Origin of the sequence: Pseudoxanthomonas suwonensis (genome assembly GCF_010093235.1) — a bacterium.
Lineage (GTDB): Bacteria > Pseudomonadota > Gammaproteobacteria > Xanthomonadales > Xanthomonadaceae > Pseudoxanthomonas > Pseudoxanthomonas suwonensis.
On sequence record NZ_PDWP01000016.1, the window covers coordinates 57631 to 71447 of the forward strand.

The 13817-nt window shown below is 71.7% G+C and carries 13 protein-coding genes; 3 read left to right on the plus strand and 10 right to left on the minus strand.

The window, feature by feature from the left end; all coding sequences use genetic code 11:
• Window positions 1-14: 14 nt before the first annotated feature.
• Together CSC68_RS09430 and CSC68_RS09435 are read right to left on the minus strand one after the other, a co-directional pair.
• Window positions 15-179: a hypothetical protein gene (locus tag CSC68_RS09430; protein WP_162203302.1), complete on the minus strand. Its 165-nt coding sequence runs from the start codon at window positions 177-179 to the stop codon at window positions 15-17.
• A gap of 62 nt (window positions 180-241) precedes the next feature.
• Complete coding sequence (locus tag CSC68_RS09435) at window positions 242-1498, minus strand: HlyD family secretion protein (RefSeq protein ID WP_162203337.1); 1257 nt, start codon at window positions 1496-1498, stop codon at window positions 242-244.
• Window positions 1499-1940: 442 nt separating this feature from the next.
• On the opposite strand from CSC68_RS09435, the gene CSC68_RS09440 reads away from it, so the two are divergent.
• On the plus strand, window positions 1941-2297 hold the full coding sequence (locus tag CSC68_RS09440) for a helix-turn-helix domain-containing protein (protein WP_246193514.1): 357 nt from the start codon (window positions 1941-1943) through the stop codon (window positions 2295-2297).
• 115 nt (window positions 2298-2412) lie between these two features.
• On the opposite strand, the gene CSC68_RS09445 is transcribed toward CSC68_RS09440, so the two are convergent.
• The 7 genes from CSC68_RS09445 to prmB all read right to left on the minus strand — a co-directional run bounded on the left by CSC68_RS09445 (window position 2413) and on the right by prmB (window position 10350).
• Entirely contained in the window at window positions 2413-3069 is a 657-nt protein-coding gene (locus tag CSC68_RS09445) for a phosphoribosylanthranilate isomerase (RefSeq protein ID WP_162203304.1), read from the minus strand.
• On the minus strand, window positions 3066-3839 hold the full coding sequence (gene truA / locus CSC68_RS09450) for a tRNA pseudouridine(38-40) synthase TruA (protein WP_162203305.1): 774 nt from the start codon (window positions 3837-3839) through the stop codon (window positions 3066-3068). Before truA ends, CSC68_RS09445 begins: the two co-directional genes overlap by 4 nt.
• A 5-nt stretch (window positions 3840-3844) precedes the next feature.
• Window positions 3845-5653, minus strand: a complete 1809-nt coding sequence (locus CSC68_RS09455) for a FimV/HubP family polar landmark protein (RefSeq protein ID WP_162203306.1) — start codon at window positions 5651-5653, stop codon at window positions 3845-3847.
• Window positions 5654-5923: 270 nt separating this feature from the next.
• The gene (locus CSC68_RS09460) at window positions 5924-6949 is read right to left on the minus strand and encodes an aspartate-semialdehyde dehydrogenase (RefSeq protein ID WP_162203307.1); all 1026 of its coding nucleotides are present in this window, start codon (window positions 6947-6949) and stop codon (window positions 5924-5926) included.
• A 128-nt stretch (window positions 6950-7077) separates the two neighbouring features.
• Complete coding sequence (locus CSC68_RS09465) at window positions 7078-8118, minus strand: 2-hydroxyacid dehydrogenase (RefSeq protein WP_162203308.1); 1041 nt, start codon at window positions 8116-8118, stop codon at window positions 7078-7080.
• Between the two features lie 10 nt (window positions 8119-8128).
• The gene (aroC, locus tag CSC68_RS09470; RefSeq protein ID WP_162203309.1) at window positions 8129-9247 is read right to left on the minus strand and encodes a chorismate synthase; all 1119 of its coding nucleotides are present in this window, start codon (window positions 9245-9247) and stop codon (window positions 8129-8131) included.
• A gap of 170 nt (window positions 9248-9417) precedes the next feature.
• On the minus strand, window positions 9418-10350 hold the full coding sequence (gene prmB, locus CSC68_RS09475) for a 50S ribosomal protein L3 N(5)-glutamine methyltransferase (RefSeq protein ID WP_162203310.1): 933 nt from the start codon (window positions 10348-10350) through the stop codon (window positions 9418-9420).
• Window positions 10351-10471: 121 nt separating this feature from the next.
• Between prmB and CSC68_RS09480 the strand changes: the two genes are divergently transcribed.
• Both CSC68_RS09480 and asd read left to right on the plus strand, forming a co-directional pair.
• The gene (locus CSC68_RS09480) at window positions 10472-11125 is read left to right on the plus strand and encodes an SCO family protein (protein ID WP_162203311.1); all 654 of its coding nucleotides are present in this window, start codon (window positions 10472-10474) and stop codon (window positions 11123-11125) included.
• Window positions 11122-11970 (plus strand): archaetidylserine decarboxylase, encoded by an 849-nt coding sequence (asd, locus tag CSC68_RS09485; protein ID WP_162203312.1) that lies wholly within the window; start codon window positions 11122-11124, stop codon window positions 11968-11970. Before CSC68_RS09480 ends, asd begins: the two co-directional genes overlap by 4 nt.
• A gap of 223 nt (window positions 11971-12193) precedes the next feature.
• On the opposite strand, the gene CSC68_RS09490 is transcribed toward asd, so the two are convergent.
• Window positions 12194-13756, minus strand: coding sequence for a transglycosylase SLT domain-containing protein (locus CSC68_RS09490; RefSeq protein WP_162203313.1), 1563 nt, complete (start codon window positions 13754-13756; stop codon window positions 12194-12196).
• Window positions 13757-13817 lie beyond the last annotated feature (61 nt).

The following is a 13817-nucleotide window of genomic DNA, read 5'->3' on the forward strand; positions in this document are numbered from 1 at the left end:
CCGCAGGCTGCCGCTCACACCGTGTCGTCACCGGGCTCCCGTTCCCGGAGGACGGCGACCAGTTTCAACCACCTGTCATGGAGGTAGCCCAGGCCACCTCCATGCACGGGCCGGAGGGGCGTCGCTACCACGACGCCTTCCGAGATGACGGTGATATCCGGATGCTCCAGCGTTCTCATATGCGCCTCCTTGCGCGTTGCGGCACGTTCCCCGTGCCATGGGCTCCCCCGGTCCACTCCCCTTACCCGGCCATCCGTCCCCTTACCGTCCAAAGCGGTTCCAGGAGCCATTCGACGAGCCTGCGCTCCTCGCCGAGGATGTCCGCTTCCAGCAGCATCCCCGGCCGCAACGCCTCCGCCTTTCCATAGGCACGGATGTCCTGCGCGGGAACGGCCACGGTCACGCGATAGAAGGGTTCGAGTGCCTGTCCGCTGCCGAGCAGCGCAACCAGCTCGTCGGGTCGCAGGGCGCTGCGGCTGATGCGGGTGACGGTACCGCGCTGGTGTCCGAACTTCTGGTACGGGAAGGCCTGGTAGCGGAGCATCACCGCATCCCCCGGGGCGATGAATCCAATCGCGCGACTTGGCACGAGCAGCTCCGCTTCCAGGCGCCCCTCGCCTGGCAGGATCGACAGCAGCGGCTGTCCTGCCTGGAGCGATTGTCCGGTCTTGGCCAGCTGGGTGGACACGATCCCGCCGACCGGCGCGCTCACGACCAGTTCGCCCCTTGCGCGCGTCTCGACCTGTTCCTGCTCCAGTGCCGCCAGGTCGCGCAGGTGCCCGGCTTCGAGGGCATCACGCTGTGCCGGGAGCTCGTCCAGCGCCTGCTGCAACTGGACAAGCAGGCGGCGCGTGGCGACCGCCTGGCGCTCGAGCGCCTGGACTTCGGCCAGCTGGGCCAGTGCAGTCGACTCCTGTTGCCTGATCTGCAGGAGACTCACGTACCGGTCGTCCTGCAACTGGCGCAGCCTATGCAGGGTTTCCCGCGCAAGCCGTACCTGCGCCCGGCGCGTCGCGATCTCGGCCTCCACCTGCGCCAGCTCCTGGCGCGCCGCGCCCAGCTGGTTCCGCAGGCCGGCGTCCTGGGCCGAAAGCTGCGCCCTCTGCGCGACATAAGCCGCTTCCAGCCCCTCCCGCCTGCGGCGCAGGCGCTCCTCGAGCGCGGCCAGCGTATCCCCGGCCTGGCGGGTGACGCGCGGCACTGCAACGGTCGCCAGTAGCTGGCCAGCCTCCACGCGTGCGCCCTCGCGCACGTCGACCGCGACAACCACGCCCGTGGCGGGTGCGACCACCATGGCCATGCCATCGGTCGGCACCAGTTGCCCGGATACCGTGGAGCGCCGGGTATAGGTCCCTAGCAGCAGGAACAGCAGCACCGCCGATGCCGCCAGCAGCGCGGCCGCGGTGAGCAGCCACAGTCCCAGCGGCTGCGCGAGCGAGACGGCGCCCAGCCACTGGCCCCGCCTGGCCTCCAGCGCTTCCCTGCGGAACAGCTCCAGGGTCATGGCCGCCGCCCCCGGGAACGCCGGAGCGCCTTGCGCGCTCCCCGACCTTGTCGGCAATACCGGACGCCGCGAGCGGTCGCGCCCGGCATGCGGACACGCGCCCACTGGTTGGCCGCATGTTTCCTCATCGCCCACTCCCTGGACTGCCGGCGGACGCCTCCATGCGTCCGGCCGATATCGACGACATTCCGTGTCATCGGCGATCGATACTGCCGCCGGTCCGCGGGGGCGGCAAGGCGCCGACGACGGCGTTCCTGCAACGGGCGTTTGCACTCGCGCCCCCGAGGCACTGGCACTTCTACCGGGCTGAAACCGCTGCAAGCGGAACTGGACAACCTGGCCAGGAACACTTGCCACTGCCGTTGCCCTGCGCTCGATCGTGGCGCTAGGCTTCGGCCACTGCCACGGATCGGCAGGAGGACGCATGCAGCTTTCCATGAGGATAAGGATCGCGCGTCAGCGGGCGCGCCTGTCGCAGGAGGCCCTTGCCGCGCAGCTCGGCGTGACCCGGGGCGCGGTCGCCAACTGGGAATGTTCGGTGGGTGTCATGCCTGCGACCACGCGCCTGGAGCGCCTTGCCCAGGTCACCGGGGTCTGCTTCGAATGGCTGGCCACCGGCCGTGGTCCGGTTGCCTACGAGAAGGCGGCCGAGCCCACGGCGGAAGGGGAATGGGTGGCCGACCCGGCCGAGCGCCGCCTGGTCCAGGCTTACCGGGCCTCCAGCCGGCCGGTGCAACGGATGCTGGAACGCCTGGCCGAGATCCAGCTGGTCGGCGAACGCCGGCGGGCCTGAGGCGGGCGACCCGACTGGAGGATGCGGCCTGGCCATCCGGTCGGGTCGAGCCGGCCTGGACGTCATGCACTCCGCGAAGCCACGTGCGCGCACACGGCGCACGCGGCTGTGGATGTCAGTCCAGCTCGGCGCAGTCGGCGCGGCGCACCTCGGCGACGAAGCGGCGCATCTCGTCGCCGTCCTTGATGCCGGGGGAAAGCTCGATGCCGCTGGCCACGTCCACCGCCCACGGCAGGGTCGCGGCGATGGCCTCGTAGACGTTGTCGGGAGTCAGGCCGCCGGCCAGGACGAAGGGCCGGTGCAGGCCAGTAGGCAGCCGCCGCCAGTCGAAGGCATGGCCGCTGCCGCCGGCGCCGCCGGTGGCGTGGCTGTCGAACAGGAAGGCGGCGGCGTTGGGCCAGCGCTGCTGCAGGGTCTGCGCGTCCCAGGCGTTGCCCTCGCCCATGGGGACGGCCTTCATGTAGGGCACGCGAAACGAGCGGCAGAAGGCGTCGTCCTCGTTGCCATGGAACTGCAGCAGCGCCGGACGGATCTGCCGCACGACCTCGCGCACTTCCTCGGCGCTGTTGTCGCGGAACAGGGCCACCGCGCTGACCAGCGGCGCCATCGCCAGGCGCAGCTGGCGCGCCGCGACGGGGGTCACCTGGCGCGGGCTTCCTTCCGCGAAGATGAAACCGACGGCATCCACGCCGAGCTCGCTGGCCAGGCGTACGTCGCCCGGGCGCGTCATGCCACAGAACTTGATCCTTGTCCGGTACAGCGCTCGGCTCACAGCGTCACCTCCGACGGCAGGCCCCACTCGGCAGGGTACAGCGGACGCAGGAATACCAGGCCCTGGGGCGGCGCGGTCGGCCCGGCCAGGGCGCGATCGCGTCCCGCGAGCAGGCGGGCGATCCAGCCCTCGTCCTGGGCTCCAGCCCCCACCTCCAGCAGCGAACCGACGATGTTGCGGACCATGTGGTGCAGGAACGCGTTGGCCTGTACCTCGATGGAGACCGTTTCGCCGCTGCGGCGTACCTGGATGTCCTGCAGGTTGCGGCGCGCGTGGGGTGCCTGGCAATGCACGGTGCGGAAGGCGCTGAAGTCGTTCTCGCCCAGCAGCGCCTGGGCGGCACGGTGCATCGCGTCCGCATCCAGCGGGCGCCGTTCCCAGGCCATCGTCGTGCGGTACAGCGCGGGCCGCACCGGACGATTGACCAGGGTGTAGCGATAGCGTCGGGCGCGCGCGGAGAAGCGCGCGTGAAAAGACCCGTCCACCGGCACGCACCAGCGCACGCACACCGTCGGCGGCAGGCGCCCGGTCACGCCCAGGGTCCAGGCCCTGGGGTCGCGTTCGGCGGTGCTGTCGAAGTGCGCCACCTGGCATTCGGCGTGGACGCCGGCGTCGGTGCGCCCGGCGCAACTGACGGTGATCTCCTGGTCGGCCCCCGAGGACAGCGCCCGCTCGAGCGTGGCCTGCACCGTCGGCGGACCGGACGGGCCCAGGCCCTGCCAGCCCTGGACCCCGCCGCCGTCGTATTCGCCGCCCAGCGCGTAGCGCACCGCCGTCAGCCGATCTCGCGAAGCAGCTGCGCCGCCTCGTCGCGCGCGGCCGGATCCTGGCCGGCCAGCACCTCACGAAGCAGGGTGCGCGCGGTGTCGACGTCGCCCAGGTCCAGGTAGGCCACCGCCAGTTCCAGGCGCTCGCGGCCGGCCGGGGCCGGGTTCAAGGGGGTAAAGGCCGAGGCGTCGTCAGGCCAGGCCGGCGCCGGGGCGCGCGGGGCCGGAGCCGGCTCCACCCGCGGGGCTTCCTCCACCGGCTCGTCCTCGTGCGGCGGGAAGGCCAGTTCCTGCACCGGCCCCTCGTCGGCATACGCGTCATGCTCGACCGGATGCGGCTCCAGTTCCGGCGCATCGACGGCGACCACCGGGTCGGCCACGACATGGTTGGACGGTGCGGCGGCAGCCAGCGAGGCGGCATCGAAACGGCCGGGGCTGCGGCTGACCGGGATCGGCAGCGGCTTGGGCTTGCGCGCGAACCACCAGGCCACGACCGCACCCGCGGCCACCACCAGCAGCACCAGCGGCCACAGGCCCAGGCCATCGCCGCCGGACGCCTTGTCCACCTGCGCCAGGCGCTGCTGCGCCGCGGCCAGCTCGCTGTCCTTCAGCTCGATCAGCTTCATCTGCTGCTGCTGCAGCTTCTCAAGTTCCTCGAGCCGGCTGCGCAGTTCCTGCACCTCCGATTCGCGGGCGGCCAGGTCTTCCTGAGCCTGGCGCAGTTGTTCGTTAGCCAGCATGTCGCCCTCGCCACCATTGCCCAGTCCGGATGTCGCCGCCTGCGTGCCCTCGGCCGCGACGGCCGGCGCGATCTCAAGCCGTGCCCCGGAGGGCGCGGCTCCGGCACCGGGCCCCGGAGCCGGAGCGGCTCCGCGTTCGATGGTGCCCTGCTGGTCCGGGGCGCCGGCCACGGCCGGTTGCGGCACCGGCTGCGAGAGCTGGCGCCACTGCGCGGTCTGCTCGCGCACCAGCGACGCGGCGGTGGTCCGGTCGGCGAAGTCCTCCTGCCCGGGCATGCGCAGCACGGCGCCCGCACGCACCCGGTGGATGTTGCCGCCGATGAAGGCCTCGGGGTTGGCGCGCAGCAGCGCGATCATCGCCTGGTCGCGGTTGTAGCCGCGGCGGTCCATGGCGGCCACCACGTGCGAAAGCGTCTGCCCGCGCTCGACCCGGGCCAGGACCTCGCCAGGCGCGGCGCTGGCGGCGACCGGGGCAGGCGCCGGCGGCGCGCGCACCGGGGCGGGAGCCGCCGGGGCTTCCGTGGCCGGCGCCGGCGCGGGCGCCGGGGGCGGCAGCGGCATGGCCGGTTCCGGCTCGCGCACGATCATGTCCGACGGCAGCGCCTGCGGCGCCTCGATCACCGGCGCCTCGATCACCGGCGCATCGATCGCCACCGCGCTCTGCGGGGCGTCGACCAGCGCCGAGTACTCGCGCACCAGCCGGCCCTGGCCCCAGTCCACTTCCAGCAGGAAGGACAGCGACGGCGTGTCGACCGGCGCGGCGCTGGTCACCCGCACCACGGCGCGACCGTTGGCGTCGGCACTGATCTCGAACTGCAGGTCGCGCACCAGGCCGCTGGGCGGCGCCAGGCCGACGCGGGCGAAGGTCTCGGCCGAAGCCAGCCGCACCCGGGCGTTCTCGAGCTCGCCGGGCTGGTTGGAGATGATCGGAATCTCGGCCAGCAGCGGTTGGCCCGGGCCGGACAGCACCCGGATCTGTCCCAGGCCCAGCGCCAGCGCGCTGCTGCTTATCAGCAGCAGGGCGGTCGCCACCAGCCATTGCAACGGGCGTCGCGCGCCCTTTCCCCTGTTTTCCATGGCGCGAACTATAGCCGTTTCATGGTTATGACCGCAGCGCCGTGCCCCGCGGTATGGTCCGGGGCGTCGACCGGATATGGGCAAGGGCCGGGTCCGGGGACGCCGGGTCAAGGGGGCGGCGCCGGCAAGGGTCCGTTCCTGGCCAGTCCCGGATGCGCTTCGCTTATCCGGGCTACGGGCTACGCCGCCGAAAACGAAAAAGCCGGGGCTAGGCCCCGGCTTCGACTGTGCCGTGGAGGGGGGGGCAACGCCCCACCCCACCCTGCCGGATCAGCCGCCGGCGGCGACCAGTTCGGCCAGCTGCACCGCGTTGAGCGCGGCGCCCTTGCGGATGTTGTCCGAGACGATCCACAGGTTCAGGCCGCGCGGATGCGAGATGTCCTCGCGGATGCGGCCCACGTACACCGGGTCGGTACCCGAGGCGTGGGTGACCGGGGTCGGGTAGCCGCCGGCCTTGCGCTCGTCGACCACTTCCACGCCCGGCGAGCGCTCCAGCAGTTCGCGCGCGGCCTCGACCGTGACCTTCTTCTTCGTCTCGATGGCCACGGCCTCGGAGTGGCCGTAGAACACCGGCACGCGCACCGCGGTCGGGTTCACCTGGATGCTGTCGTCGCCGAGGATCTTGCGGGTCTCCCAGACCAGCTTCATCTCCTCCTTGGTGAAGCCGTTGTCCAGGAAGTCGTCGATGTGCGGGATCAGGTTGAACGCGATCTGCACCGGGAAGCGCTGCGGATCGGCGTCCTGGAAGTTGAGCAGCGCGCCGGTCTGGCGGCCCAGCTCCTCCAGCGCCGAGCGGCCGGCGCCGGACACCGACTGGTAGGTGGCGACGTTGATGCGCTCGATGCCGTACTCGCGGTGCAGCGGCGCCAGCGCCACCAGCATCTGCATGGTCGAGCAGTTGGGGTTGGCGATGATGCCGCGCGGGCGGTTCTTCGCCGCCTCCGGGTTGACCTCGGACACCACCAGCGGCACGTCGTCGTCGTAGCGGAAGGCCGAGGAGTTGTCGATCACCACCGCACCGGCGGCGGCGAACTTCGGCGCGTATTCCTTGGACACGCTGCCACCGGCCGAGAACAGGGCGATGTCCACGCCCCTGGGATCGAAGGTCGCCAGGTCGCGCACGGTGACCTTGCGGCCGGCGTACTCGACCTCGCCACCGGCCGAGCGCTCGGAGGCCAGGGGGATGACCTCGGCGACCGGGAACTTCCGCTCGGCCAGGATGTTCAGCATGGTCTCGCCGACCGCGCCGGTGGCGCCAACGACTGCGACGGTGAAGCGGCGTTCTGCGTTGCTCATTGGAATGTCCGTGATTCGTGATTGGTGATTGGTGATTCGGAAAGCAAAGGCGGGGTGCGCGTCAGCGGGGTTCGGGGAACCTCTGCCTTGGATGTGCGCCGGTGGTGCGCGGCGCGGGCGGAGGTTCCCTATCGTTTGCCGGTCGCGGCTTTGCCGGCGCCGGTAATGGCGCCGGTGGCTTTCTTCGCGGTGACCGGATTGGCCGGACGGCCGGCGTTGTCGCCGAGGCCCAGCGCCGCCAGCAGGTTGTCCACGGCCAGCTGCACCATGGCCCGGCGGGTGGCCAGCGAGGCGCTGCCGATATGCGGGGTCAGCACCACGTTGCGCAGCGCCAGCAGCTCGGGACGCACCTCGGGTTCGCCCTCGTAGACGTCCAGCCCGGCCGCGGCCAGGCGGCCCCCGGCCAGCGCGTCGGCCAGGGCCAGCTCGTCGACCAGGCCGCCGCGGGCGATGTTCACCAGGGTGGCGGTCGGCTTCATCCTCGCCAGCGCGGCGGCATCGATGATGTGGTGGCTGTCCTTCGAGTACGGCAGGACCAGTACCAGGTGGTCGGACCGGGCCAGCAGGGCGTCGAACTCCACGTAGCTTGCGCCGACGCCGCGCTCGACGTCTTCCGGCAGGCGCGAGCGGTTGTGGTACAGCACCTCCATGCCGAAGCCGTGGTGGCCGCGGCGGGCGATGGCCTGGCCGATGCGGCCCATGCCGAGGATGCCCAGGGTGCTGCCGTGCACGTCGGCGCCGAGCATGGTCGAGAACGACCACTGCCGCCACCGGCCTTCGCGCAGCCAGCGCTCGGACTCGGTGATGCGGCGCGCGGCCGCCATCAGCAGGGCGAAACCCAGGTCGGCCGTGGTCTCGGTCAGCACGTCGGGGGTGTTGGTGGCGATCACCCCGGCCGCGTCGAGCGCGGCGATATCCAGGTTGTTGTAGCCCACGCCGACGTTGGCCACCGCGCGCAGCTTCGGCGCCTGCGCCAGCTCGGCCGCGCCGATGCGTTCGTTGAGGGTGACGAGGGCGCCGTCGGCCTCGCGCAGCGCCGCGGCCACCGCCTCCGGTGCGTGCACGGTCACCTCGCGCACCGCGTCCACGTCACAATGGGCCGCCAACTGGTCGACGATGTCGTCGAACAGCGGCTGCGAGACCCAGATGCGCGGACGCGGACTGGCCATGGCCGTGCGGTCAGCTCCCCTCGCCCAGCGCGCCGGCGCCGGCCGGGATGCGCGGGGTGATCGTGCCGACGTCACCGCACTGGGCGCGGTGGCGCAGGGCCTGGTCCATCAGCACCAGGGCCACCATCGCCTCGGCGATGGGCGTGGCGCGGATGCCGACGCAGGGATCGTGGCGGCCGGTGGTGATCACCTCGACCGGATTGCCGTGCACGTCCACGGTGGGCCCGGGCAGGCGCAGGCTGGAGGTGGGCTTGAGCGCGATCGAGGCCACGACCTGCTGGCCGGTGGAAATGCCGCCAAGGATGCCGCCGGCATGGTTGCTGGCGAAGCCCTCGGGCGAGATCAGGTCGCGGTGTCCGGTGCCCTTCTGCGAGACGACGTCGAAGCCGTCGCCGATCTCCACGCCCTTGACCGCATTGATGCTCATCAGCGCCGCGGCCAGTTCACCATCGAGCTTGCCGTAGATCGGCTCGCCCCAGCCCGGCGGCACGCCGTCGGCAACCACGGTGACCCGCGCGCCGACCGAATCGCCGGACTTGCGCAGCGCGTCCATGTAGGCCTCCAGCTCGGGCACCTGCGGCGCGTGCGGCCAGAAGAACGGGTTGTCCTCGACCGCGCTCCAGTCGAAGCCGGCCGGCTTCACGTCGCCGATCCGGGCCATGAATCCACGCACGGTCACGCCGTAGCGCTGCCTGAGCCACTTCTTGGCGATCACCGCCGCCGCCACGCGCATGGTGGTCTCGCGCGCCGAGCTGCGGCCGCCGCCGCGCGGGTCGCGGATGCCGTACTTCTGCCAGTAGCTGTAGTCGGCATGGCCAGGCCGGAACTGCGCGGCGATGTTCGCGTAGTCCTTGCTGCGCTGGTCGGTGTTGCGGATCAGCAGCGCGATCGGGGTGCCGGTGGTCCGGCCCTCGTACACGCCGGACAGGATCTCGACCTCGTCGGCCTCGCGCCGCGCCGAGGTGTGGCGGCTCTTGCCGGTGGCGCGCCGTTGCAGGTCGTGGGTGAACTCCTCCGGCGCGATCTCCAGGCCCGGGGGGCAGCCATCGATGACGCAGCCGATGGCCGGGCCATGCGACTCGCCGAAGGTGGTGACCGACAGCAGCCTGCCGAAGGTGTTGCTGCTCAAGACGCGCCCCGCGTGCGGACCTCTACAAGGCCGCCAAGCATCGCACATCGGCGCGGGTGCTGCAGCGCGTCAGCACACGGAAAAACGTTGCCGTGGTAACGGCTTAGGCGCGGCGCGCGGGTCCGCGCCAGGCGTCCCGCGGCGCCGGCCGCGGGACGCAGGCAGCCGGCTCAGCCGCGGGCGGCGGCCAGCTCGGCGATGCGCGCGTTGTGCGCGATCAGCTCGCGGCACTCGACCGCGAAGATGCCCATCTGCCCGACCTTGAACTCGATCCAGGCCAGGTCCAGCTCCGGCAGCAGCTTGACCAGGTGCTGCTCGGACTCGCCGACCTCGCAGATCAGCAGGCCGTCCTGGCTCAGGTGCAGCGGCGCGTCGCGCAGGATCTTCAGCACCAGGTCCAGCCCGTCCGGGCCGGCACGCAGGCCCAGCTCCGGCTCGTAGTCGTACTCGCGCGGCAGGGCGTCGGTCTCGTCGTCGGTGACGTAGGGCGGATTGGTGACAATCAGGTCGTAGTGGCGACCGGCCAGGCCGGAGAACAGGTCGGACTTGACCAGCTCCACGTTGGTCGCGTGCAGCCGCCCCTTGTTCTCCGCGGCCAGGGCCAGGGCGTCGTCGCTGATGTCCACGCCGTCGACCTGCCAGTCCGGGTTGTAGTGGGCCATGGCGATGGCGATGCAGCCCGAACCGGTGCACAGGTCCAGCACGCGGCGCACCTCGCGCCCGCCCAGCCAGGGCTCGAAGCCGTTCTCGATCAGCTCGGCGATCGGCGAGCGCGGGACCAGGGCGCGCGAATCGGACTTGAAGCTCAGGCCGGCGAACCAGGCCTCGCCGGTCAGGTAGGCGGCCGGGATGCGCTCCTCGATGCGGCGGCGGAACAGCTCCAGGATCTTCGCCTTCTCGGCCGAGGTCAGGCGCGACTGGCCGTACACCGGGCTGAGGTCGTGCGGCAGGTGCAGCGCGTGCAGCACCAGCTGGGTCGCCTCGTCCATGGCGTTGTCGTAGCTGTGGCCGAACGTCAGCCCGGCCTCGTTGAAGCGGCTGCCGCCATAGCGGATCAGGTCGATGATCGTATGCAGCTCGCTGGCCACGTCGGCGTCGGTCATGGGGTCTGCGCGCCTGCGGCGCCGGCTCGGAAGGGCCGGGAATTATAGGGCAACGGCCGCCTTTTCCCCGGCAACGGCTATCATGGCCGGCCCGACGCCACGCCCCACGGACGCTGACGCCATGTTCAACCGCACTTTCGGCTACATCCTCGCTGCCGCGCTCGCCGCAGGCCTGGGGCTGCTGGTCGCGCGCCACCTCCTCGACCGCGACGCCGCACCCGCCGGTCCGGCCCTGCAGACGGTGACCCTGCTGCCGCAGCCGCGCGAGCTGCCGCCGTTCAACCTGCGCCAGTCCGACGGCACGCCGCTGCTGCAGGGCGAACTGGCCGGGCACTGGACCCTGGTGTTCCTGGGCTTCACCTTCTGCCCGGACGTGTGTCCGACCACGCTGACCGAGCTGGCCGGCGCGCAGAAGGAAGGGGAGGCGCTGCCGGAGGCGGTCCGTCCGCGCGTGCTGTTCGTCTCCGTCGATCCGGAGCGCGACACCCCGGCCAAGGCCGGCGAGTACGCCCGCGCCTTCCACCCGGACACCCTTGCCGCCACCGCCGACGTGCCGGCGCTGGAGAAGTTCGCCACCTCCCTGGGCTTCGTCTTCATGAAGGTGCCCGGCAGGAACTACGAACAGAACCCGCAGGACTACAGCGTGGACCATTCGGCCAACATCGCCGTGCTCGACAGCAAGGGCCGCCTGGCCGGCCTGGTCCGCCCGCCGTTCAAGCCGCAGGCCATCGCCGCGGACCTGGCCACCCTGACCGCGATGGAGCGTGGACAGTGAGCCTCGGCACCTACCTGACCTGGGCCCTGCCCCACCGCCTGCTGTCCTCGCTGGCCCGCCAGCTGGCCTATTCGGACAACCCGAAGATCAAGCAGCGCTTCATCGACGCGGTCGTGCGCCAGTTCGACGTGAACCTCGAAGAGGCGGCCGAACCGGACCCGACCGCCTACCCCACCTTCAATGCGTTCTTTACCCGGGCGCTGAAGCCGGGCGCGCGCACGCCGGATCCGGATCCGCGCGCGCTCCTGATGCCGGCCGATGGCCGCATCAGCCAGCTGGGCCGGATCGAGGACGATGGCCGCATCTTCCAGGCCAAGGGCCAGTCGTTCACCGCCGCCGAGCTGCTGGGCGACGCCGAGGCCGCGCGCGTGTTCGCCGGCGGCAGCTTCGCCACCGTGTACCTGTCCCCGCGCGACTACCACCGCGTGCACATGCCCTGGACGGGCGTGCTGCGCGAGACGGTGCACGTGCCGGGCCGGCTCTTCAGCGTGGGTCCGGCCGCGGTGCGCACCGTGCCGCGCCTGTTCGCGCGCAACGAGCGCCTGGTCTGCCACTTCGACACCGACTTCGGGCCGATGGCCTCGGTCATGGTCGGGGCGATGCTGGTCTCCGGCGTGGAAACGGTCTGGAGCGGCGTGGAGATCCCCGAATACGGCGATGCCATCACCCGCAAGGACTACCGCGGCAAGGGCATCGTGCTGGAGCGCTTCGCCGAGATGGCGCGCTTCAACTACGGCTCGACCGTGATCGTGCTGCTGCCGCCGGGCGCCGCCAACCTTGCGCCCGGCCTGCAGGCCGAGTCGCCGGTGCGGCTGGGCCAGGCGCTGGCGCACCTGGCGCACTGATCGGCGGCAGCTCCGGCATCGCGCCCGGAGCGCTTCGCATGCACGGGCTCCGGCGGAGCCCGGATAAGGCCGCAGGCCGCATCCGGGGATGCCACGCGTGGCGACGCGCCAGACCTCGCCAGCGCCCCGACGTCGCAGGGGCGCGGTGCGCTTCGCTTACCCGGCTACGTGCGCGGCCCCGCGCCGTTGCCCGGGCCTTCCTTGATGCGCGAAAGGGACCTGCTTACTTCGAGCAGCCGACGAGCTTGAGCTTCTGTCCCTGGCGCAGGGCGTAGGCCGGCGCCTTGAGCCCGTTGGCGGCCGCGACCTGCTTGACGTTGCAGCCGTGGCGCTGGGCGATCCTGCCCAGTGTGTCGCCGCGGGCCACCGTGTAGGTGCGCACCTGCGCGGACCTTGGCCGGGCCGGCTGCGGCCGGCCGGTGGCGACCGTGGTGGCCACGCCGGGAACCGGGGTGACGTTGCCGACGGCGACGGTGCCCAGCGGTCCCGCGCCCTCCAGCGCAGCGTTCGGATCCGCGGTCACCAGGGCATGGGCAAGCTCGGCGCGCGGCCCGCCCTCGCAATGGCGGTGGTACAGGCTGGCGACCCGCGCGGTGGCCGCCAGCACGGTGCCGGCCGGGATCACCGTCTCGGCCTCGAAGCGCGGGTTCAGGTTGCGCAGGGTGCGCATGTAGCCGTCGCGGTTGCCGGTATTGCCCAGGCATACGGTCAGTTCGTAGATGCTGGCCGGGCGCACCAGCTTGAACGCCGCCGGCTGCGCCTCGACCTTCGGGAAGGTCACGCCGAACTTGCGTGGATGCAGGTAGATCCAGGCCGCGGCGATGACCATCGGCACGTAGTCCCGGGTCTCCGGCGGGAACTGTCCATAGGTCGCGGCATCCCAGAAACCGGAGCCGCCGCTGGAGCGGTGCACGCGCAGGGCCCTGCCCTCGCCGCCGTTGTAGCCGGCCAGGGCCAGCTCCACGTCGTTGTTGAGCTCGCGCAGGCGCTCGTTGAGGTAGGCGGCGCTGGCCTCGGCGGCCGAGCGGGGATCGTAGCGGGTGTCGAAACCGGTGCCGTCCGGCCCCAGGCCGAAGCGGCGCCCGGTGCTGGGCATGAACTGCATGGGCCCTGCGGCGCCGGCGCGGGAGACCGAATGCACGCGGCCGTTGGACTCCTTGGCCAGGATGCCGAACAGCAGCGCCTCCGGCAGGCCGCGCTTCTCGAACTCCGGCCACATCAGGTGGCGCATGACCTGGTAGTTCTCGTAGCTGGTCATCAGCTGCGGGCGCATGTCGGTCAGCCAGCGGCGGATGCCGGCCTGGATCGCCGGGTTGTAGCGGACCATGCGGTCGAAGGCGTGCAGGCGGTCGTCGCCGAGCAGGCGCGCGGCGCGCACCGCCTCGGGCACGTCGGCGGCCAGCGCCGGATCGGCCTCCAGCAGCTCGTCGTCTTCGCCGGCCTCGTCCGGACCGGCCCCGCTGGCGTCGACGCCGTCCTTGAGCAGGCGCTTGTAGCTGGCCAGCAGGTCCGACAGTGGGCAGCCGCGCTGCTTCACGCAGGCGTCGATCACGTCCTCCATGTCCTCCAGCGCGGCGTTGCCCTCCTGCGCACCGCGCGGATCGCCGTTGGCGGCCAGGACCAGGGCAGCGCGGTAGCGGGTTTCGGCCTGGCCCATGCGGGCCACCAGGGCCTCGGCGGCGGCCCGGTCACGCGCGGAAACGCGCTGGGCGAAGGCAGGGGGAACGAAGCAGGACAACAGCAACGCGGCCAGCAGCAGCCGCAACATCGGAAGGCGGGAGGACATCGGCAGCAGGTTCCGGAAGCGACAGGCAGGGTAGCCCCCGCCGCGCGGCAGGGGCAACCCG

Bases quoted from the DNA above. Each gene is read 5' to 3' on its own strand.
- CSC68_RS09430 (WP_162203302.1), bottom strand. From the start codon at position 179: ATGAGAACGCTGGAGCATCCGGATATCACCGTCATCTCGGAAGGCGTC.
- CSC68_RS09440 (WP_246193514.1), top strand. From the start codon at position 1,941: ATGAGGATAAGGATCGCGCGTCAGCGGGCGCGCCTGTCGCAGGAGGCC.
- CSC68_RS09455 (WP_162203306.1), bottom strand. From the start codon at position 5,653: ATGGAAAACAGGGGAAAGGGCGCGCGACGCCCGTTGCAATGGCTGGTG.
- CSC68_RS09460 (WP_162203307.1), bottom strand. From the start codon at position 6,949: ATGAGCAACGCAGAACGCCGCTTCACCGTCGCAGTCGTTGGCGCCACC.
- CSC68_RS09465 (WP_162203308.1), bottom strand. From the start codon at position 8,118: ATGGCCAGTCCGCGTCCGCGCATCTGGGTCTCGCAGCCGCTGTTCGAC.
- prmB (WP_162203310.1), bottom strand. From the start codon at position 10,350: ATGACCGACGCCGACGTGGCCAGCGAGCTGCATACGATCATCGACCTG.
- CSC68_RS09480 (WP_162203311.1), top strand. From the start codon at position 10,472: ATGTTCAACCGCACTTTCGGCTACATCCTCGCTGCCGCGCTCGCCGCA.
- CSC68_RS09490 (WP_162203313.1), bottom strand. From the start codon at position 13,756: ATGTCCTCCCGCCTTCCGATGTTGCGGCTGCTGCTGGCCGCGTTGCTG.